The sequence below is a fragment of the Ectothiorhodospira sp. PHS-1 genome (assembly GCF_000225005.1).
Classification (GTDB): domain Bacteria; phylum Pseudomonadota; class Gammaproteobacteria; order Ectothiorhodospirales; family Ectothiorhodospiraceae; genus Ectothiorhodospira.
The window spans coordinates 1-21448 of the sequence record NZ_AGBG01000036.1 but is presented as its reverse complement, the minus strand read 5'-3'; the positions used below and the strand labels follow the sequence as shown (position 1 = coordinate 21448).

The window sequence follows — 21448 nt, the reverse complement described above, 5'->3', positions numbered from 1 at the left end:
CAATTCTGAAGATCTCGAAACCGTTTGTCAACTCCCCGATCTCTCAACCTTGCCAACCGCGTTTCGGTTCAGACCGTCTCGCCGTTGGAGAGCGCGCATTATAGGCCCCTCAGTTTTCCCGTCAACTCCCTTTTTGAAACTTTTTTGAAATTTCTTCAAAAAAAACATCTTTTCAAGCACTTAAAAAACAACCCGACAGCACGCAAGTCCGGACACTCCCTTCCCCACTCTCTCCAGCCCCTCTACCACGAGGGGAGAGGGGCTGTTGGGCTGCCTTCAAATCCGGCGCACCCGGATGACCACGTCCACGCCCTCGATCACCATGCCCTCCGGCGCCTCTGGCAACGCACCCAGCTGGACCTGCCCCGGCGCCACGTCTTCCAGCATGCCGGAGTCCGAGTGATACATGTGATGGTGAGGAATCATATTGGAGTCATAAAACAGTCGGGTGGGGTCCACCAGAACCTCCCGGACCAGCCCCTTCTTCGCGAACAGGCCCAGGGTGTTGTAGACAGTGGCCTTGGACACCAGCGATTCCACGGCGTTGACCTGGGCCAGGACCTGGTCGGCACAGACGTGCTGAGGCCTTTCGAACAGGACCGTGGCGATATCCACCCGCTGCTGAGTGGGCGTGATGCCGTGCTCACGCAGTTTCCTGACCACGGCTTCACGATCCAGACCGGTATTGCGTTGTTCCTGTTTCATGGGCTTGAACCACCAAAATTGCGTTTAGACAAAGTCTAGCACAGAAAATGGGGCGCAATGGTCACGACAAAATGCCCGACTGAAGCAACGCGAGGGGATCAACGAAAAGGGGACGAGAAGCGCTATGGAACTGGAGCGGGTGATGGGAATCGAACCCACGTCATCAGCTTGGGAAGCTGAGGTTCTACCATTGAACTACACCCGCGCAGTGACCATAGTGTATGCGCTCGGGGTTCGCTTCTCAACGGTCACGACGCACACGGGACCATGCGTCCCGAACGCGACGGCTTTACGTTAAGATGCCTCCTCTGCCATCCGTCTACTGGAGAAGATTCCACGATGGACATCATTGTCAATGGCGAAACGCGCCAACTGCCGCAGCCGCCCACCGCAACCGCACTGGTGGAAGCACTGGGCCTGACCGGTCGCCGCCTGGCCATGGAAGTGAACGGCGAACTGCTGCCCCGCAGCCGGTTCGACGCCCACCGCCTTGCTCCCGGCGATCGCATCGAGATCGTGCAGGCCATCGGCGGCGGTTAATCCTCAACACACACACGGTATCCCCATGTCGACCACAAGCCACTCCCCGGATACGACCACCGATTCCCCCCTGGTGATCGGTGGCACCGCCTATCGCTCCCGCCTGCTGGTGGGGACCGGCAAATACAAGGACCTGGAAGAGACCCGCCTGGCCACCGAGGCCAGCGGCGCCGAGATCGTCACGGTCGCCATCCGACGCACCAACATCGGCCAGAATCCGGATGAACCCAACCTGCTGGACGTACTCCCCCCGGATCGCTACACCATCTTGCCCAACACCGCCGGCTGCTATACCGCCGAAGATGCCGTGCGCACCTGTCGCCTGGCGCGGGAACTGCTGGATGGCCACGACCTGGTGAAACTGGAAGTCCTCGGTGACGAGAAAACCCTCTACCCCGACGTGGTACAGACCCTGAAGGCTGCGGAAACCCTGGTCGCCGAAGGCTTCAAGGTCATGGTCTATACCAGCGATGACCCGATCCTGGCCAAGCGCCTGGAAGAGATCGGCTGCGTGGCCGTCATGCCCCTGGCCGCCCCCATCGGCTCGGGCCTGGGCATCCAGAATCGCTACAACGTGCTGGAGATCGTGGAAAACGCCAATGTGCCCATCCTGGTCGACGCCGGCGTGGGCACCGCCTCCGATGCGGCCATCGCCATGGAACTGGGCTGCGACGGCGTACTGATGAATACCGCCATCGCCGCCGCCCGCAACCCGGTCCTCATGGCCTCGGCCATGAAACACGCCATCCTGGCCGGTCGCGAGGCCTACCTGGCGGGCCGGATGCCGCGCCGGCGCTATGCCTCTGCCTCGTCCCCCATCGACGGCACCTTCTTCTAATCCATCGTTACTATCGGCGGACCCAACCGGGTCCGCCATGGCCTGATCCCGCCTCATGAACAACTCACTGCCTTTCACACCCACCGCTGACGGCCGTCGCCGGATCCGCAGTTTCGTCCGCCGCGAAGGACGACTGACCACCGGCCAGCAGCGCGCCCTGGATGACCTCTGGCCGCGCTGGGGGCTGGCATTCACGCCACAGCCGCTGGACCTGCCCGCCCTGTTTGGCCGACAGGCGCCGGTCACGCTGGAAATCGGATTCGGCAACGGGGAGTCATTGGCACGAATGGCCGCCGAAGCCCCGGACCGGGACTTCATCGGGGTGGAAGTCCATCGCCCCGGCGTGGGACACCTGCTGCAACAGATCGAGGCCCTGCAACTCTCCAACCTGAGAGTGGCCTGCCATGACGCGGTGGAAGTCCTGACACTGCAGATTCCGGAAGGATCCCTGGACCGGATACAGATCTATTTCCCCGATCCCTGGCCGAAGAAGCGGCATCACAAGCGACGCCTGGTGCAGCCGGCGTTCGTGGCACTACTGGGATCGCGCTTGCGGGCGGGCGGCGTACTGCATCTGGCCACCGACTGGGAACCCTACGCCGAACACATGCTGACGGTGATGAATCAGGCCGCCGGATTCCGCAACCTGGCCGGCGAGGGTTTCAGCCCCCGCCCCGAATACCGTCCCCTGACCAAATTCGAACAACGGGGACAACGACTGGGGCACGGCGTGTGGGACGTCCTGTTTGCCAGGGAACCGGCGGTTACTTGATGACCAGCACCGGACAGGGGGCATGACCAATGACCCGTTCGGAGACACTGCCCATGAACAGGCGCTTGAGACCGGTGCGGCCGTGACTGCCGACCACAACCAGGTCCGCCCCCCGGCCGCGGGCCACATCCACGATCACCGCGTCCGGTCGCCCCTGCTCCACCATGCCCTCCAGCCCCGCACCCCGCCCCCGACGCTCACGCATCAGACTGTCCAGCACCCGCTGCACCGTCTGACTGGCCTCTACCCGCCGCTCTTCGCTCTGATCCGGTGATGTGACCGTCAGCACCGTCAGGGGCAATTCGCAGACCTCGGCCAGGTGCGCCGCCGCCACACAGGCGGCATCCCCCAGCCGGGACCCATCCGTTGCCACCAGAATCCGGCGTCGGGGGCGATCCGCGCCCTGGGCGGCCACCAGCACGCTGCAGGGGGCATGACCGATGATCCTGGCGGTGGAATCCCCCACCATCAGACGGGCCAGGTCACTGCGCTGCCGACGCCCCGCCACAATGCAGTCCACGCGCTTTTCTTCCGCCGCTTGCACCACGGGCAGATAGGCATCCACGCCATGACGAATCACCGTCTCGCAGGCGATGCCCATGTCCACGGCCCGCTTGCGCAGGCGCTCCAGGTCGTCCCGGGCCGCCGCCGTCTCGTCCGCCACCCGGTCGGGCGCCATGGACTCATATTCCGGATTGGTCAGCACCACCCGCATGAGGATGAGCCGGGACTCGCAGCGGGATGCCGCGCCCAGCGCCACGGCTTCCGCGCCGGCACTGCATTCGGTGCCGTCGGTGGCCAGCAGGAGGGTCTGGAACCGCCCCACGGGGGAGAGCTGTGAGTCCATGGCAGGGGTCTCCTGGCGATAAGGTCGTTCAGGGAGCATAGCGAACTTGCTGTCCCACGGACCAGAGGCGCGGCCCTGTCCCGGGGCGCCATGACGCCCCGGATGGGGAGTTGCATTTCAAGAATATGATGAAATAATGGAAAAGTTTGAAACATATATGCCATAAACTCATACTCATATAATCCAAATGGAATCACTCGTTCTCACACCGCAGATGATGGTGGTCCTGGGGCTGCTGGGACTCACCATCGTCCTGTTCGTCACCGAAGTGGTTCGAGTGGATGTGGCCGCCATCTGCATCATGGTGCTGCTGGGACTGATGAGCCTGGTGCCGGGCCTGCACGACATCACCGACGTCCAGAACCTGTTCAACGGCTTTGCCAGTAACGCCGTCATGTCCATCATCGCGGTCATGATCATCGGCGCCGGACTGGACAAGACCGGTGTCATGAGCCAGGTGGCCAGCTTCATCATGAAGGTCGGCGGCCACACGGAACGGCGCATCCTGCCCATGGTGTCCGGCACCGTGGGCGTGATCTCCAGCTTCATGCAGAACGTGGGCGCCGCCGCCCTGTTCATTCCCGTGGTCTCCCGCATCAGCGCCCGCACCGGCCTGAGCATGTCGCGGCTGCTCATGCCCATGGGCTTTTGCGCCATCCTCGGCGGCACCATCACCATGGTGGGTTCCAGCCCCCTGATCCTGCTCAACGATCTCCTGCCGGAGGGCATGGAGCCCTTCCAGCTCTTTGATGTCACCCCCATCGGCCTGGCCCTGGTGACCACCGGGATTCTCTATTTCGTCCTGCTGGGCCGTTATGTGTTGCCCGCCACCAAGGGGGAAAGTACCAATGCCGAAAGCACCGAAGCCTATTTTCAGCGGGTCTACGGACTGGACTTCGTGATCCGGGAAATGCGCCTGAGCGAGGACAGCACGCTGGCGGGAAAGACCGTCGGCGACCTGGAACGGGAATTCCCCGTCATCGTCGTGGCCACCTTCATGAACGGAGAGCGTCGGGTCGGCCCCTGGAGCGGCCTGACCATCGCGCCCAATGCCCACCTGGCCCTGCTGGGGCGCCATGAAGCCCTGGAGGCCTTTGCCGCCAGAAGCGGCAACCGGCTCAACGACCGGCTGGACATCTTCGCCGACGCCCTGGCACCCAACCGGTCGGGCATCGGCGAGGTGGTGATCCCGCCCAGTTCCCATCTGGTGGGGCGCTCGGTTACCGACATTGCCATGCGCAAGACCTACGGGCTGTCGGTCCTGGGCATTCATCGGGGCGAGGAAACCATTCGCCAGGGTCTGCGGGAAGTCCCGCTGCAGGCGGGAGATGCCCTGGTCTGCCATTGCCGCTGGGACTCGCTGGCCCGGATCGAGAAGGACCGTGACTTCGTCGTCATCACCAGCGACTACCCCCACGAGGAACTGCGCCCCCAGAAGGTGCATTTCGCCCTGACCTTTTTTCTCATCACCCTGGCCCTGATCCTGTTCACCGACCTGCGGCTGTCGGTGGCCCTGCTCACGGGGGCCGTCGGCATGATCCTGACCGGCGTGCTGAGCATCGACGAGGCCTACCGGGCCGTGAGCTGGAAGACGGTCTTCCTGCTGGCCAGTCTCATCCCCCTGGGGGCCGCCGTGGATCAGACCGGCACCGCCGCATGGATCGCCCAGCAGACCCTCTCCCTGCTCGGCCAGGTGTCTCCCTGGATTTTGCAGGCCACCATGGCGATACTGGCGACGTTCTTCACCCTGGTGATGTCCAACGTGGGGGCCACGGTGCTACTGGTGCCGCTGGCGGTGAGCTTTGCCGTGGCGGCGCAAGGCATGGGCATGGACGCGGATCCAAGGGTATTTGCCCTCACCGTGGCCATCGCCACCTCCAACTCATTTCTGATTCCCACCCACCAGGTCAACGCCCTGATCATGGGACCTGGCGGTTACCGGGTCATGGACTTCGTGAGGGCGGGGGGCATCATGACGATTCTGTTCCTGATCGTGTCGTTGGTGATGCTGAACCTGGTGTTCTAGGCCCAGCACGACACGAACGGGACTCACGACTTTGCAGCGATGACAAGGCATACGGCCCGGGTCACGGCGACCGTGCCGATAGATACAAATAAATCAAATAAATAATGAGTCGCAGGCTTTTACCATCAAGCAACGAGGAGTCAGAACATGTCGAAGAAACATCCCATCGTGGCCGTCACCGGCTCATCCGGCGCCGGCACTTCCACCGTCAAGAATGCCTTCGAACACATCTTCCGTCGTGAGCATATCAACCCGGTGGTCATCGAGGGCGACAGCTTCCACCGCTACAACCGGGTGGAAATGAAGCAGGCGATGAAAGAGGCCGGCACCCGGGGCAACAACCATTTCAGCCATTTCGGCCCCGACGCCAACCTGTTCGACAAGCTGGAGGAACTGTTCAATACCTACGGCGAAACAGGCACCGGCAAAAAGCGCTACTACATCCACAACGATGACGAGGCCGCCCATCACAATGGCCGTCTCAACGGCAACCTCAAGCCCGGTGAGTTCACTCCCTGGGAAGACATCGCGCCAGGCACGGATCTGATGTTCTATGAGGGCCTCCACGGCCTGGTCAAGCACGGTGACACGGACGTGGCCCGACATGTGGATCTGGGCATCGGCGTGGTCCCCATCGTCAACCTGGAGTGGATTCAGAAAATCTTTCGCGACAACGCGGAACGAGGCTACACCGCTGAGGCCATTGTCGACACCATCCTGCGGCGCATGCCCGACTACGTGAACTTCATCACCCCGCAATTCTCCCGCACCGACATCAACTTCCAGCGGGTACCCACGGTGGATACCTCCAACCCGTTCATCGCCCGCGACATTCCCACCCCGGACGAAAGCCTGGTGGTGATCCGCTTCCGTGATCCCAAACGCTTCGGAGTGGATTTTGTCTACCTGCTCAACATGATCCATGACTCCTTCATGTCACGGCGCAACACCATCGTGGTGCCCGGCGGCAAGATGGGGCTGGCCATGGAGATCATCCTGGCGCCCATCATCCGCGACCTGCTGGAAAAACGCGGCTAAGCCCGACGTGCTCTGTACCCGCCGGGGGATTGCCACCCCAAGCCCCGGCGGGACATCCCTCTCGGCCCCATTGCCGTGTCATTGCGGACATCCTGGATTACCATGCCCCTGAACGCTTGAAACGGACGGGAGAACATCATGCAATACAGGACTCTGGGCACTTCGGACATCCAGGTGAGCCTGCTCTGCCTGGGCACCATGACCTGGGGCGAACAGAACACCGAAGCCGAGGCCTACAGCCAGCTGGACATGGCCGTGGATCACGGCATCAACTTCATCGACACCGCCGAGCTCTACCCGGTACCCCCCAGGGCCGAGACCCAAGGGCGCACCGAAACCTATCTGGGCAACTGGCTGGCCCGGCGGGGACGCCGGGACGACCTGGTGATCGCCACCAAGGCCGCCGGCCCCGGCAGCGAGCTGGGCCATATCCGAGGCGGCCCCAGACACGACCGCGCTCACCTGGAGCAGGCCCTGCACGACAGCCTCCAGCGCCTGCAAACCGACTACGTGGACCTGTACCAGATCCACTGGCCCATGCGCAGCACCAACTACTTCGGCAAGCTGGGCTACGAGCACCAGCCGGAAGCCGATGACACCCCCATCGCCGAAACACTGGCGGTGCTGGGGGACATGGTCAAGGCCGGCAAGGTACGCACCATCGGCATCTCCAACGAGACCCCCTGGGGCCTGATGGAATATCTGCGCGTGGCCGAGCGCCAGGGCCTGCCTCGCGTTGTGTCCATCCAGAATCCCTACAACCTGCTCAACCGCGGCTTCGAGGTGGGGCTGGCGGAAATGGCGCACCGGGAACAGGTGGGTCTGCTGGCCTATTCCCCCATGGCCTTCGGTGCCCTGAGCGGCAAATACCTGGAATCACCCCCCGCCGATGGCCGCCTGACCCTGTTCTCCCGCTTCTCCCGCTACTCCGGGGAAACCGGCGTGGCCGCCACCCGCGCCTATGTGGAAATCGCCCGACGCCACGGACTGTCACCGGCCCAAATGGCCCTGGCCTTCGTCAACAGTCGCAGCTTTTTGACCAGCAACATCATCGGCGCCACCCGGCTGGAACAACTGGAAGAGAACATCGCCAGCCTGGAGATCACATTGAGCCAAGCCGTCCTGGAGGAGATCGAGGCGGTGCATCAGCGCCACACCATCCCCTGCCCATGACGCCATCACGAGGAGGAAAGCCACCATGGCAAGAACAGAATCAAACATGCTGGAACTGGGCACCCAGGCCCCGGCATTCAGCCTGCCCGACCCGAGCACCGGCAAGCGGGTATCCCTGGATGACTTTCCCGATGCAAAGGGCTATGTCATCGCCTTCATCTGCAATCACTGCCCCTTCGTGCAGCTGATCCGGCACGAGTTCGCCCGTTTCGGCCGCGCCTATACCGAGAAGGGGCTGGCTGTCATCGCCATCAATGCCAATGATGTGGAAAACTACCCGGAAGACAGCCCGGAAAAGATGAAGGACGAGGCCCGTCGTTTCGGCTACACCTTCCCCTACCTGTTCGACGAGACCCAGGAAGTGGCCAGGGCCTATGACGCCGCCTGCACGCCGGACTTCTATCTGTTCGACGCGGACCGGCGGCTATTCTACCGGGGGCAGTTCGATGCCTCCCGACCCGGCAGCGACATCCCGGTCACCGGCGCTGACCTGCGGGCCGCCGCCGACGCCCTGCTGGCGGGGCAGCCGGCACCCCAGGACCAGACACCCAGCCTGGGCTGCAACATCAAGTGGAAGGCATAGCCTGACACGCCTCCCTTCTCCCCCGGCCGGGGGAGAAGGATCGGGGATGGAGCACCGTCACGGCCCGATCAGGGCATCCACATGCACGCAGGCCGACCGCCCCAGGGACGACAGGGCATAGCCCCCCTCCAGGCAGGACACCACCCGCCCTTCCCCATGGCGCAGGGCGATGTCCCTCAGCTTGCGTGTCACCCAGGCGTAGTCGTCCTCGATCAGCATGAAATCCGCCATGTCCTCCTCCCGGTGGGCATCAAAACCGGCCGAGATCATCATCAGCTGAGGCCGGAAGGCCTCAAGGGCCGGCAGCCAGTGTTCCGCCACCGCTTCCCGGAATTCCGTCCCGGTCGTCCCTCTGGCCAAGGGCACACCGACGATATGGTCGGTATCCACCTCCGTTCCGGTAAAGGGATAGAAGGGATGCTGAAACGTGGAACAGAAGATCACCCGCGGCTCGTTACGGAAGATCTCCTCGGTGCCGTTGCCGTGATGCACATCGAAATCCACCACGGCCACCCGCTCCAGATCATGACGCGCCAGGGCGTGGCCGGCACCCACCGCAATATTGTTGAAGATGCAGAAACCCATGGCCCGGGCGCGCTCCGCGTGGTGGCCCGGAGGACGCACACTGCAGAAGGCCGATTTGGCCTCGCCGCCCATGACCAGATCCACCGCCAGGATGACCGCCCCCGCCGCCCGTCGGGCCGCCTGCAGGGTGTGCTCGGTCATCACCGTATCACCGTCATCCAGGCAGACCATCCCGCCGGAACCCGGTGCGGAGGCCTCCACCCAGTCGATATAATCCTCGGCATGGACACGCAACAGCTGCTCGCGGGTGACCAGAGGGGCATCATAATGACGCAGCAGCATGCTCAACCCCGAGGCCAGCATGCGATCATCGATGGCCGCCAGACGTTCCGGCACTTCCGGATGATGTGTGGCAACCCGATGCAGGGTACAGTCATGGTGGGTAATGAATGCGATGGTCATGGTCATGGGCTCCTTCGTGGTCATGACCATATTACCCCGAAGCAGTGCAGCAAAAAGAGGCGTGCAAACTGATGAAAGCCCTGCTCAAGAAGCGGTTTCGCCGCACCGCAGCATCTCCCATACTATACTCGGATGAACACTCACTCAGGGGCGTCGACCGTCGAATCATGGGACCACACTTTCTCAGCCGCATCTTCAATCCCCGCAGCGTGGCCGTGATCGGTGCCAGCGAACGGACCAACGCCCTTGGTACCCTGGTTTTCGCCAACCTCATCGACGCCGGTTTCAAGGGCGAGCTCTACCCGGTCAATCCCAAGCATGACACTGTCCAGGGTCGCAAGGCCTATCCGGATGTGGAAGCCATCGGTCGCCCGGTGGACATGGTGGTCGTGGCCACACCCGCACGCACGGTGCCCGGCATCCTGCGTCACTGCGGCGAACACGGGGTAAAGGGCGCCGTGGTCCTGTCCGCCGGCTTTGCCGAGAGCGGCCGGGTGGGCAAGCGTCTGGAACAGGAAGTGATGGAGATCGCCAAGGAGTACGACCTGCGCCTCATCGGCCCCAACTGCCTGGGCATCATTCGACCCAACCGGGGCATGAATGCCACCTTCAGCAAGAATCGGGCCCTGCCCGGCAACCTGGCCCTGGTGTCCCAGTCCGGCGCCATCTGCACCGGCATCCTGGACTGGGCGGAAAGCCAGGAAATCGGCTTTTCCGCCGTGGTCTCCATGGGGGATGCCTCGGACGTGGATTTCGGCGACGTGCTGGACTACCTGGCCCTGGACCGGGAGACCCGCAGCATCCTGGTCTACGTGGAAGGAGTCCGCAACGCCCGACGCTTCATGAGCGGCCTGCGGGCAGCGGCCCGCATGAAGCCGGTCATCGTCATCAAGTCCGGCCGTCATGCGGAAGGCTCCCGGGCCGCCATGTCCCATACCGGTGCCCTGGTCGGTGCCGACGACGTCTTCGACGCCGCCCTGGAACGGGCCGGCGCCGTGCGCGCCATGACCATCCAGCAACTGTTCTCCGCGGCCCGCATCCTCTCCAGCGGCTACCGGATCGAAGGCAACCGGCTGGCCATCGTCACCAACGCGGGCGGACCGGGGGTCATGGCCACGGACCGGGCGGTGGAACTGGACATCGCCATGGCCCAACTCAGTGCCGCCACCATGGAAAGCCTGAACAAGGCCCTACCGGAGCAGTGGTCCCACGGCAACCCGGTGGATCTGCTGGGAGACGCCGATGCCAAACGGTTTGAGTCGGCCCTCAAGGCCTGCCTGGATGACGACGGCGTGGACGGTACCATCGTCATGCTCACGCCCCAGGCCATGACCGATCCCCTGGGCGTGGCGCAGGCCGTGACTCCGGTGGCCCGCAAGACCCAAAAACCGGTGCTGGCCTGCTGGATGGGAGACAACCAGGTCCGTACCGCCCGGGAGCACTTCACCAAGGAACGCCTGCCCCACTTCACCACCCCGGAAGCCTCGGTGGAGGCCTTTGCCTACCTGGCCGCCCACAAGCGTAACCAGCGACTGCTGCTGCAGGTCCCCGGCCCCCTTTCCGACCGCACCCGCACCGACGTGCAGGGTGCCCGGCTCATTATCGAAAGCGCCCTATCGGAAGGCCGGAAGGTCCTGAGCACCATGGAATCCAAGGCGATTCTGTCTGCCTTCCGCATCCCGGTCACCCAGACCATGCGCGCCAACACCGCCAGCGAGGCCCTGGTGGCGGCCGGCACCGTAGGGTACCCGGTGGCCATGAAAATCGACTCCCCCGACATCACCCACAAATCCGACGTACAGGGGGTGCGGCTGAACATCGCCAGCGCCGAGTCCGTGCGCAGCGCCTTCCAGACCATGATCGAGGACACCCGGCGCCTGCGACCCGATGCCCGCATCAACGGTGTCACCATCGAGCGCATGCACAAGAGTACCTATGGTCGCGAGCTAATGGTGGGCGTGCTGCGGGACCCGGTCTTCGGTCCGGTGATCAGCTTCGGCTCCGGCGGGACTTCCGTGGAAGTCATCAAGGACCGGGCCGTGGCCCTGCCGCCCCTGAACGAGGTCATCATCGAGGGCATGATCGCCCGCACCAAGGTGGCCAAGCTGCTCAAGGAATTCCGCAACATGCCGGCGGTGGACGACGAGGCCCTGGAGCAGGTACTGCTGCGGGTGTCGGAGATGGTCTGTGAACTACCGGAAATCCAGGACATGGACATCAATCCCCTGATCGCCGACGAACGGGGGCTGGCGGCGGTGGATGCCCGCCTCTCCGTGGACTACCCGCCCTCGATGCCGGACCGTTACGCCCACATGGCCATCCACCCCTACCCCGCCCATCTGGTGAACAACTGGCAACTGCCGGACGGCATCAATCTGACCATCCGCCCAATCCGTCCGGAAGACGCCAGGATCGAGCAGGAGTTCGTGCGCAATCTCTCGCCGGAGGCGCGCTATTTCCGCTTCATGCAGGCAGTGCACGAACTCACCCCCCACATGCTGGTACGCTTCACCCAGATCGACTACGACCGGGAGATGGCCCTGATCGCGGTGCGTGAACAGCCGGACGGCTCGGAACTGCAGATCGCCGTGGCCCGCTACACCGCCAACCCGGATCAGCAGAGCTGTGAGTTCGGCCTGGTGGTCGCGGACGAATGGCAGGGCCGCGGCATCGGTTCCCACCTGATGAACGAACTCATGGACGTGGCCCGCTCCCGGGGCCTGCGCACCATGGAAGGCAAGGTGCTGACCCAGAACACCAACATGATCGCCCTCATGCACCGACTGGGCTTCACCTCCCGCAACAGCTCCGAGGATGACGGCATCAAGGTGGTGAGCAAGCGGCTCTGACCTCACCGGCCAGGGCCGCCCGTCAGCTGCCGAACAGGATCGCATAGAACAGCGGTACCGCCAGCAGGGTCAGCAGGGATGCCAGGGCCAGGCCGAACATGATGGCGATGGCCATGGGCGCCCAGAACGGACCGGACAGGGCCAGGGGGATCATGCCCAGCACCGTGGTCAGGGCCGCCAGCATCACCGGCCGGACGCGGCTCACCGCCGCCTCCACCAGGGCCTGGCGCGCATCCTCCGCCCGCTCCATCTCCAGATCGATCTGCTCCACCATCACGATGGCATTCTTGATGATCATGCCCGACAGGCTCATCACCCCGAGCAGGGCCATGAAACCGAAGGGTTGCTGCAGCAACAACAGGCCGGCGCTGACCCCCACCACTCCCAGGGGCACGGTCAGCAGGATGATCAGGGAACGGCGATAGCTGTTGAACTGAGCCATGAGCACCAGCGCCATCAAGCCCAGCACCACCGGCACCGGCTGCAGGACACCCCGCTGGGCCTCGGCGGACTTGGCCGCCTCCCCGTCCCAGGTCAGTCGATACCCTACCGGCAACGGCAGATCCTCCACCACGCGGGCCAGATCCCGCACCACCTCATGGGCGGTGACGCCGGGTACCAGATCCATCTGCAGGGTCAACGCCCGCTCCCGGTCCAGACGCCAGATCACCGCATCTTCCCAGACCATCGAGACATCGGCCACCTGCAACAACGGCACCGGCCGGTTTCCCTGCTCCGGCCAGATCACCATGGTCTCCACCCGGGTGGGATCGGTACGCTCCTCCAGGGGGAAACGCCATACGATAGGGATGCGCTTGTCGTCTTCCAGGTAGACGCCGATGGCCTGGCCGGCAAAGGCGGTGGCCAGGGCCTCGGCCACGGCGGCACTGGTGACATTGGCTCGCCGGGCCCGTTCCTGGTCCACCTGGACCTGGATCTGCGGCGTCCTGTCCCGCCAGTTGGGGTGAACATGGGCCACCCGGGGATCAGCCCGCAGCCGGGTCGCGGCCTCTTCCGCCAGTTCCCGCAACACCACCCGGTCCGGCCCCAGGATGCGGAGCATCACCGGATAGCGCACCGGGTCTCCCAGCTGCATGGGCCGCACCCGGGGTTCGGCGTCGGGGAAGCCCTCGCGCATGAAATCCAGGGTCCGGGCCATCATCGGCTCCAGATCCTTGACCTCGCGCAGATTGACCAGGATCTGGCCGAATGCGGGATTGGGACTTTCGGGCAACATGGGCAGATAGAACCGGGGGGAACCCTCGCCAATGAAGGCCGTTACCGTGTCCACTTCCTCGTGGCCTCCCAGCCAGGCCTCGATGGCCGTCATGTCGGCGGCGGTATGGGTGATACGGCTACCCTCGGGCAACCAGTAATCCACCATGAACTGGGCCCGTTGCGCCGGCGGGAAAAAGATCTGCGGCACCAGCATGAAACCCAGCACCGCCACGATCAAAAGGCCCACAAAGGCGGCCACTGCCGTGCGACGCCAGACCAGCACTGTGTGGAGCAGGCCGCGGAACCCACCGTACAGCCGCCCCCCATAGGGGTCCTGCCCTTCGCCGCCGGCGCTCACCTTCATCCAGCGATGACACATCACCGGGGTGACCGTGATGGCCAGCACCCAGCTCAGCAGCAGACTGAAACCCACCACCCAGAACAGGGAGCGGGTGAATTCCCCGGTGGCGGTTTGGGTCAGGGCGATGGGGGAGAAGGCCAGCACCGCGATCAGGGTGGCGGAGAGCAGCGGCCAGGCAGTCTCGGCCACCGCCTCCCGCGCCGCCTCCAGACGATCCAGGCCCCGCTGCATCTTCACATAGGTGAGCTCCGCCACCACGATGGCATTGTCCACCATCATGCCCAGCACGATCACCAGCGCCCCCAGGGACACCCGGTGCAGGTCGATACCCGTGATCCACATGGCGATGAAGGTGGCCAGGATGGTGAACGGCACCCCGGACCCCACGATCAGCCCGGTCCGCAACCCCAGGGAAATCAGCAGCACGGCAATGACGATCACCACCGCCATGGCCAGGTTGACCATGAATTCGTTGATCGCCGTGCGCACCTCCCGGGGCTGGTCGGCGATGACGCCGAAGGCCATGCCCACCGGCAGGCCGCGGGTGATCTCGTCCAGGCGTTCGTTCACCAGACGCCCCAGGTCCACCACGTTCACCCCCGAGGTGGGCACGATGCCGATGGCCAGGGCAGGCGTCCCGTCATAACGCAGCAGGGCCTCGGGCGGATCGGCAAAGCCCCGGCGCACCTCGGCAAAATCCCGCAGATAGACCAGATTGCCGGTGACCGGGCTGCGGATGGCCAGGTCCCGGATCTGCTCCAGGGACTCGAACACCCCGCTGGCGAAGATCCGCACCTGCCGGGGCCCCAGTTCCACGAACCCGGCCGGGGCCACCACGTTCTGACGGTTCAGGGCCTGCACCACCAGATGGGGAGTCAGGCCCATCTCGGCGATCTTGTCCCGGGAGGTTTCCACGAACACCCGTTCCCCCTGAGCACCGAAGATCTCCACCTTGGCCACTCCGGGTACCCGCAACAACTCACGGCGCACGGTATCGGTGATGCGGTCCAGATCGTCGTACCCGTACCCCTCCCCGGTGAGCGACAGCAGCATGGCAAACACATCCCCATACTCGTCATCCACAAAGGGACCGACGACGCCATCCGGCAAGCTCAGCGCCGCCTCGTTGACCTTGTGGCGCAGTTCATCCCAGATCTGGCGCAACTGGTCGGGGCCATGGCGCTCCTGGATGTCCACAAAGATCACCGACACCCCGTCCCGGCTGTAGGACTCCACCTGATCCAGCGACCCCATCTGCTGGATCTTGAGTTCGATGCGCTCGGTCACCTCCTGTTCCACCCGCACCGCCCGGGCACCGGGATATTCGGTGTAAACCACCGCAGTGCGCACCGTGAACTCGGGGTCTTCCAGCTGCCCCAATTGGGTATAGGCAACGATGCCGATCAGCACCAGCAGCGCCACCACGAACCCCACGAAACGGCCATTGCCGATGGCCCAGACAGCGGCGTTCATCGGCGCGCCCCCCGGATGTCATCCTCGGTCAACAACCGCACCCGCTGACCTTCCTCCAGATGCTGCACGCCGGCCACCACCACCCGCTGACCGGGCTGCAGATCCCCCCGGACGCGCATGCCTTCACGCTCCAGGGGGCCCAGGCTCACCGGAACCCGGTGCACCCGTTCATCCGCCTCGTCCAGGCGCCACACGTGGGGATCGCCCCGGTATTCCGTCACGGCCGTCAGCGGCACCAGAAAATAGTCGGCAAGGTGTGCTTCCGGCATCGCCGCGCGAAAATCCACCCGGGCGGTCATGCCCGGCAGGATGCGACGATCCGGATTCTGCACGGCGATGCGCACCGGATAGGTCTGGGTATCCTCATCCACGTCCACCCCGATGGCCCTGACGTGGCCGGCATAGTCGCGGCCCAGGGCGGCAAAATGCACGTCCACCGCCGTCAGGCGCTCACGGTGCACCACCAGCGTCTCCGGCATGCCCACCCGCAGCTCGATCACATCCAGTCGATCCAGCACGAAGACCACCCGCTGGGGGCTCACCTGCTCGAAGGGTTCGACAGCACGCACCGCCACATGGGCATTGAAGGGCGCCCGCAGCACGGTGTCTTCCAGCGCCGCCCGGGCCGTGGCCAGCCCTTCGGCAAGGGCATCCCGCTGCCCCCGGGCCTGTTGAAAACCGGCCTGAAGACGGTCGAAATCGGCACGGCTGATGGTGCCGTCGGCCACCAGGGTGCGGCCCCGCTCAAAATTGGCCCGGGCCTCCGTCAGTTTGCCTTCGGCGGCCGCCAGCTGCCCTTCCAGTTCACGCACCTTGAGCCGATAATCCCGGTCATCCAGTCGTGCCAGCTCGGTGCCGGTGGACACGTAATCCCCCAGATCCGCGCGCACCGAGACCACTTGGCCGGACACCCGGAAGGCCAGACCGGTCCGTTCCGCCGCCTCGGCCCGGGCGCTGAAACTGCGTGCCGCCAATCCCGTCGGGCTTTCCAGCTCGACCGCCATCACCGGGCGCACCCGGGGTTCAGGTTCCGGTTCCGGCGGGCCACCGCAGGCACCCAGCAAGACGGCGAGCAGGGGAAACACGAAAGGAAACCAGGGTCGGCGGGGGGCAAGAGGAGGCATCCGTTCTTTCCTTTGGCGAGGACGGGTGAGGGTCAGACAGGGCATGCTGCCAGCATAGCAGAGACGAGACAGCCTTCGGACACGGGAGGATGGGGGCGGGCAAGATCCGAATTGCCGGTTGTCAATGACAAGGGGCCGGCTGACGAATTAGCATTCACTGATGAACGACTCAGGCTCCTGGACACTCTGGCTACTTGTACCCATGGCGTTGGTCGCGGGTATCGGCATCACCCTCTGGGCCACCACCCCGGAACTGACTCTGCCCGAGCGTGCCATCATCGTGCATGTACAGAACCGCACCGGCGAGACCATCCCCACGGTAGAGATCGGTTATGCCAACGTGGACACCGAACAACACACCACCCTGCTGCAGCTGCGAGCCGGCGAGACCCGCACCATCACCCTCAATCATGAACCGGGCCTGGGCTACAACATCGAAGCCCACCTGGCCGATGGCAGGGTGCTGGATATCTGCGGCGGGAGGCATCCCGAAAGCCGGGTGATGCGGGAAGTCATTACCCGGGACTCCATCCTCTCGGGCATCGGCCAACCCTGACCGACTCAGGTATCAGCGCGCAGATTCACCAGGATTCGGCCCCAGGTCCTGCCCGCCAGCATGCGGCGGCTGAACTCGGGCAACTGCGACAGAGTAGCCTCCTCGCTCAGGATGGAATCCAGATGAGGAATCGCCCAGTCACTGCCCAACCGCTCCCACAGGGGGCCTCGCATGGGCAGGGGGCAGTTGGCGGACGTCACCCCCAGCAGTGACACCCCCCGCAGGATGAAAGGCATGACCGTGGTCCGCAGATCCGCCCCACCGGCCAGACCCACCACCACGATGTTGCCCCAGTCATCCACGGTCCGAGCCAGCCAGCCCAGGACTTCCCCCCCCAGCACATCCACGGCACCGCCCCAACGGGCCGTCTCCAGCGGGCGAAAGCCCATGGACAGACCATGTCGGTCCAGTACCTCGGACGCCCCCAGCGACCTGAGCCAGGGAGCCATCTCCGGTTTCCCGGTGAGGCCCACCACCTCGTAGCCCTGGGCGGCCAGCAGACTGATGGTCAGGGCGCCGACCCCACCGCTGGCGCCGGTGACCAGGATCGGCCCCATCTCCGGAAGCTGTTGATTTTCTTGAAAACGCTTGAGAATCAGGGCGGTGGTCAGCCCCGCCGTGCCCAGGATCATGGCCTGGCGGCAATCCATTCCGGCAGGCAGGGGCACCACCCAGTCGGCGGGCACCCGGATGCGACCGGCGAACCCCCCGTGGTGATACTCCCCCAGGCCCGCCCCGGTGACCAGCACCGGATCACCGGGCTTGAAGCGGGTGTCCGAAGAGGCGATCACTTCACCGGCCGCATCGATGCCGCCCACAATGGGAGAACGACGCAACACCCGACCGCTGCCGGTAATGCCCAGGGCGTCCTTGTAATTGAGCGAGGAATAATGAACCGCCACCTCCACGTCCCCGGGCATGAGATCGGCCTCATCCATGCGGATGAAATCGACGCGCTCAGACCCTTGAACCTGGTCGCGTATCAGCAGGGCCGGGAAGGTGGCGTCCATGGGACCTCAGAAGTGGTAGCGCATGGCGGCAGCCAGGATGTGGACGTGACCGCGGGTGGTGCCGTCGATACTGACTTCACTCGAGACGGGCGTGTTTTCGAAGAAGGGCCGCGTCAAAACCAGCGACTCCTTGCTGATATCGATATAGGTATAGGCCAGATCGAAGCCCCAGTGGGGTCCTTGCTGGTAACTGGCACCGAGGGAGAACCAGGTCCGGTCACCATCCGGGGTCCGGGTAGTGCGGAAATCATCCTGGGTCGGGGTACGGTCGTACTGCATGCCCCCACGCAGAGTCCAGCGATCATCCAGGCGGTATTCGGCACCGATGGACAGCGCCCAGGTATCCTTATAGTTCTGCAGAGTTTCGCTATCATTGCGGTCAGTATCGAACTTCACCCGGATCTCGTCGAAGTTGGACCACTTGAACCAGCTGTACTGGCCCAGCAGCGTCCAGCGGTCATTCAGCCGGTGCATCACCCCCAGGGTCACGATGTCGGGAAGACGCAGTGCGGCCTCCCCACCTTCACTGGTCACAGAACCCGGATCGGGAAGAAGAGGGTTCGGGCTGGAAAAATTCGGGGCGGTAATGCGCGCCTTGCCGTCCAGCGTATGCTTGATGCCCTGGCGATAGTGAATGCCCAGGCGCGTATCCTGGGTGGGCTGGAACATCACCCCCAGATTGAAGCCATAATCCCAGCTGTCCGCCTCAAGGCTGACTTCGCCATCGGTATCCACCGAGGGACCACCAGGGCGGGTCGGATCCGGCACGGCATTCTTCAAGGTGGCATCCGCATACTGGATATCCAGGCCAAAACCCACGGAAAACCGCTCATTGACCTGGTAGGCAATGGAAGGCTGGAAGTTGATGACCTTCAGCTCCGTCTCCGTGGAATCGTAGCGGGCAAAAAAGTCCTTGTCGTAGGTATTGGCCAGACCGAATGGCGCGGTGATGCCGAAGCCATACCAGAGCTGATCATTAAAGGGTCTGGCATAAAAGAAGTTCGGTACCGGCGTCGGATCATAGGGATTTCCGCCGTTGCCGCCCCCATAGGGCAACGGATTACCCAACGTCCCCGGCGTGGCGGCCGTGGAATTGCTGTTCCGGGCATCCGCCTTCGGCACCAGCAGGTGCACCGCAACCTGGACCTCCGGCCCCGACAGATATGTCATGCCCGCCGGATTGAAGAAGATGGTACTGGCATCGGAGGCGATGGCGGCATCCCCGGCAAAGGCCCGCCCCAGGCCACTGACACTCTGCTCCTGAATATAGAACCCGGCCGCCTTGACCGGCTCGGACCACATGGCGCCACCCGCCAGCGCCAGTGACACGGCCGCACCCAGTGAAAGGCCGTTGCGAATACGAACTGCCTGCATCGTCATCCCCTGCATCCCCTCTATTTTTTAGTGTCGTTGATATTAAGTTCTGAATTTGAGGAAGTCCTCTCCCCTTCCCGCCAATCGCGTCAATCGCACCGCCGAATCACTCCGGCACAAGTCTCAGCGATTGTTGTGCGCCTCGTACATCTGCTCGATCTCCCGCCGGAACTGGGCCATGATCAGGTTACGCTTCATCTTCATGGTGGGCGTGAGCAAGCCGCCGTCCACTTCCCATGGCTCCAGGGAGGCGGTCAGACGCCGCACCTGGGCATAGCCGTGGAACTCCTTGAGCTGAACACCCACCCGCTCCAGCAAGGCCTTTTCCACCTTGCGGCTGCGCAGGACCTCGGCATCCCGGGGGTCCACCTCCAGCGTCTTGGCCAGTTTCTCCCATTCTTCGGGATTGAGCACCACCAGGGCGCTCAGATAGGCCTTGCCCTCCCCCAGCACCAGGGCCTGTTCAAACACGGGGTCCAGGGTGATGGCCATTTCCATGTCGGCGGGCGGCACCTTTTCCCCGTTGCCCAGCACCAGGATTTCCTTGATGCGGCCGATGATGAAGATATGGCCCTGCTCGTTGAACCGGGCCTTGTCGCCGCTGTGCAGCCAGCCGTCGGCGTCGATGGTTTCCCGGGTGGCCTCCTCGTTGTTCCAGTAACCCTGCATCACCGAAGGGCCACGCACCAGCAGCTCGTCATCATCACCGATCTTCACCTCCACCCCCGGTAGGGGCGCGCCCACGCTGGCGGGGAGGTTGTCATCGGGACGGTTCACGCTCACCACGGGACTGGCCTCGGTCATGCCGAAGCCGTGGAACACCGGCAGCCCCAGACCGATGAAGAAACGGGCAATGGGCGGCGGCAGCGGCGCGCCGCCGCAGACCGCATAGCGCAGGCGCCCCCCCAGACGGGAAGTCACCTTGTCGGCCACGATCTTCTTCAGGACCGGCCACAGCAGGAGACCGGGATGCCAGCCAGCCCGGCCCTGCTGATGTTCGAACCGGCGCCAGCCGATATTCACCGTGGTCAGAAACAGCTTGCGCGCCAGGGGAGACTTTTCCTCCAGTCCGGCGTTGATGCGGCCGTAGATGCGCTCATAGATGCGCGGCACGGAAATCATCACCGTGGGACGCAGGGTGAGCAGATCCTCCGCCAGCCCCTGAATGGAGCGGGCGTAGGCCACCTGGGCGCCCACCATCATGGGCATGTAGCAACCAGCGGTGCGTTCCAGAGTATGGGAGAGGGGCAGGAAGGAGAGGAACAGGTCATCCGCGCCCATGGGCGCGCACTGCTGGGAGGCATGGGCATTGGAGAGGATATTGTGATGGGAAAGCATCACACCCTTGGAACGTCCGGTGGTGCCGGAGGTATAGACGATAGTCGCCAGGCCGTGGGGGTCCGCCTCGTGGGTGATCAGTTCCCCTTCCAGTCCCCGGGTCCAGTCATCCAGGGAAACCAGGCGCTCTTCTTCGGAGAAATCCCCCTTGGGAATGGCCTCCACCGAGACGATGCGCTGTACCGTCTCCAGACGGTCCCGCACCTCCTGCAGCCGTCGCCACTGGGCCTTGCCCCCCAGGAGCAGCATCCGGGCACCGGCGTCCTGAAGGATATAGGCGATGTTGTCGGGCCGATCATCGGTATAGAGCGGGACGGTGATCAGACCCAACCCCATCGAAGCCTGGTCGAAAATGACCCATTCCCGGCAGTTGCGCAGCATGACCGCGACCCGGTCGCCGGGCTTGAATCCCTCCTTGAGCAGCGCCGCCTGCCAGCGGGCCACTTCCTGCGCCATTTCCTTCCAGGTTCGGGTCTGCCAACTGGAAGAGGCGGTGTCGAACTGACGAAAGGCCACCGCCTCAGGCGTTCTCTTGACTCGCTCCCTGAACAGACCCGCCAGGCTGCCCGCGGCTTCCGGCGAGATAACGTCGTTGAGCTCGTGCATGTTCTACTCCTCTTGCAGGGGTCTGACGCT

General features: G+C 64.0%; 17 protein-coding genes and 1 tRNA gene. 9 read left to right on the top strand and 9 right to left on the bottom strand.

Translation table 11 applies throughout. The features are described from left to right. Window positions 1–276 precede the first annotated feature (276 nt). Window positions 277–705, bottom strand: a complete 429-nt coding sequence (locus ECTPHS_RS12275) for a Fur family transcriptional regulator (RefSeq protein ID WP_008933074.1) — start codon at window positions 703–705, stop codon at window positions 277–279. 131 nt (window positions 706–836) lie between these two features. After that, a tRNA-Gly gene (locus ECTPHS_RS12270) sits at window positions 837–910 on the bottom strand. A gap of 134 nt (window positions 911–1044) precedes the next feature. Here ECTPHS_RS12270 and thiS point away from each other — a divergent pair. Genes thiS through trmB form a run of 3 tightly spaced genes read left to right on the top strand, consistent with a single transcriptional unit; the run spans window position 1045 to window position 2855 of the window. Beyond that, entirely contained in the window at window positions 1045–1245 is a 201-nt protein-coding gene (thiS, locus tag ECTPHS_RS12265; protein ID WP_008933073.1) for a sulfur carrier protein ThiS, read from the top strand. 25 nt (window positions 1246–1270) lie between these two features. Next, a complete protein-coding gene (locus ECTPHS_RS12260) occupies window positions 1271–2083 on the top strand; it encodes a thiazole synthase (RefSeq protein WP_008933072.1) in 813 nt (270 codons plus the stop codon). Between the two features lie 55 nt (window positions 2084–2138). Then, complete coding sequence (gene trmB / locus ECTPHS_RS12255; RefSeq protein ID WP_008933071.1) at window positions 2139–2855, top strand: tRNA (guanosine(46)-N7)-methyltransferase TrmB; 717 nt, start codon at window positions 2139–2141, stop codon at window positions 2853–2855. On the opposite strand, the gene ECTPHS_RS12250 is transcribed toward trmB, so the two are convergent. After that, window positions 2848–3702 (bottom strand): universal stress protein, encoded by an 855-nt coding sequence (locus ECTPHS_RS12250; RefSeq protein WP_008933070.1) that lies wholly within the window; start codon window positions 3700–3702, stop codon window positions 2848–2850. The two genes, trmB and ECTPHS_RS12250, sit on opposite strands and share 8 nt — an antisense overlap. A 187-nt stretch (window positions 3703–3889) precedes the next feature. On the opposite strand from ECTPHS_RS12250, the gene ECTPHS_RS12245 reads away from it, so the two are divergent. The 4 genes from ECTPHS_RS12245 (at window position 3890) to ECTPHS_RS12230 (ending at window position 8522) form a co-directional block, all read left to right on the top strand. Next, on the top strand, window positions 3890–5728 hold the full coding sequence (locus ECTPHS_RS12245) for an SLC13 family permease (RefSeq protein ID WP_040405957.1): 1839 nt from the start codon (window positions 3890–3892) through the stop codon (window positions 5726–5728). A gap of 147 nt (window positions 5729–5875) precedes the next feature. Further along, on the top strand, window positions 5876–6766 hold the full coding sequence (locus tag ECTPHS_RS12240) for a phosphoribulokinase (RefSeq protein WP_008933068.1): 891 nt from the start codon (window positions 5876–5878) through the stop codon (window positions 6764–6766). A 138-nt stretch (window positions 6767–6904) separates the two neighbouring features. Next, entirely contained in the window at window positions 6905–7939 is a 1035-nt protein-coding gene (locus tag ECTPHS_RS12235; RefSeq protein WP_008933067.1) for an NADP(H)-dependent aldo-keto reductase, read from the top strand. A 25-nt stretch (window positions 7940–7964) separates the two neighbouring features. Next, window positions 7965–8522 (top strand): thioredoxin family protein, encoded by a 558-nt coding sequence (locus ECTPHS_RS12230; RefSeq protein ID WP_040405955.1) that lies wholly within the window; start codon window positions 7965–7967, stop codon window positions 8520–8522. A 57-nt stretch (window positions 8523–8579) separates the two neighbouring features. Here the strand turns inward: ECTPHS_RS12230 and ECTPHS_RS12225 are convergent, their stop codons facing one another. Next, the gene (locus ECTPHS_RS12225; RefSeq protein WP_040405961.1) at window positions 8580–9509 is read right to left on the bottom strand and encodes a histone deacetylase family protein; all 930 of its coding nucleotides are present in this window, start codon (window positions 9507–9509) and stop codon (window positions 8580–8582) included. A gap of 167 nt (window positions 9510–9676) precedes the next feature. Here ECTPHS_RS12225 and ECTPHS_RS12220 point away from each other — a divergent pair, with 167 nt between their 5' ends. After that, window positions 9677–12358: a bifunctional acetate--CoA ligase family protein/GNAT family N-acetyltransferase gene (locus tag ECTPHS_RS12220; protein ID WP_008933064.1), complete on the top strand. Its 2682-nt coding sequence runs from the start codon at window positions 9677–9679 to the stop codon at window positions 12356–12358. A 22-nt stretch (window positions 12359–12380) separates the two neighbouring features. Here ECTPHS_RS12220 and ECTPHS_RS12215 read toward each other — a convergent pair whose 3' ends face one another. Together ECTPHS_RS12215 and ECTPHS_RS12210 are read right to left on the bottom strand one after the other, a co-directional pair. Then, window positions 12381–15410, bottom strand: coding sequence for an efflux RND transporter permease subunit (locus tag ECTPHS_RS12215; protein WP_008933063.1), 3030 nt, complete (start codon window positions 15408–15410; stop codon window positions 12381–12383). Further along, window positions 15407–16534, bottom strand: a complete 1128-nt coding sequence (locus ECTPHS_RS12210) for an efflux RND transporter periplasmic adaptor subunit (protein WP_008933062.1) — start codon at window positions 16532–16534, stop codon at window positions 15407–15409. Before ECTPHS_RS12210 ends, ECTPHS_RS12215 begins: the two co-directional genes overlap by 4 nt. 202 nt (window positions 16535–16736) lie before the next feature. Here ECTPHS_RS12210 and ECTPHS_RS12205 point away from each other — a divergent pair, with 202 nt between their 5' ends. Beyond that, the gene (locus ECTPHS_RS12205; RefSeq protein WP_008933061.1) at window positions 16737–17090 is read left to right on the top strand and encodes a hypothetical protein; all 354 of its coding nucleotides are present in this window, start codon (window positions 16737–16739) and stop codon (window positions 17088–17090) included. A 5-nt stretch (window positions 17091–17095) separates the two neighbouring features. Here ECTPHS_RS12205 and ECTPHS_RS12200 read toward each other — a convergent pair whose 3' ends face one another. The 3 genes from ECTPHS_RS12200 to ECTPHS_RS12190 form a co-directional block, all read right to left on the bottom strand. Then, the gene (locus tag ECTPHS_RS12200) at window positions 17096–18100 is read right to left on the bottom strand and encodes a YhdH/YhfP family quinone oxidoreductase (protein ID WP_008933060.1); all 1005 of its coding nucleotides are present in this window, start codon (window positions 18098–18100) and stop codon (window positions 17096–17098) included. 6 nt (window positions 18101–18106) lie between these two features. Then, on the bottom strand, window positions 18107–19480 hold the full coding sequence (locus tag ECTPHS_RS12195; protein ID WP_008933059.1) for an OmpP1/FadL family transporter: 1374 nt from the start codon (window positions 19478–19480) through the stop codon (window positions 18107–18109). A gap of 117 nt (window positions 19481–19597) precedes the next feature. Then, the gene (locus ECTPHS_RS12190; RefSeq protein ID WP_008933058.1) at window positions 19598–21418 is read right to left on the bottom strand and encodes a long-chain fatty acid--CoA ligase; all 1821 of its coding nucleotides are present in this window, start codon (window positions 21416–21418) and stop codon (window positions 19598–19600) included. Window positions 21419–21448 lie beyond the last annotated feature (30 nt).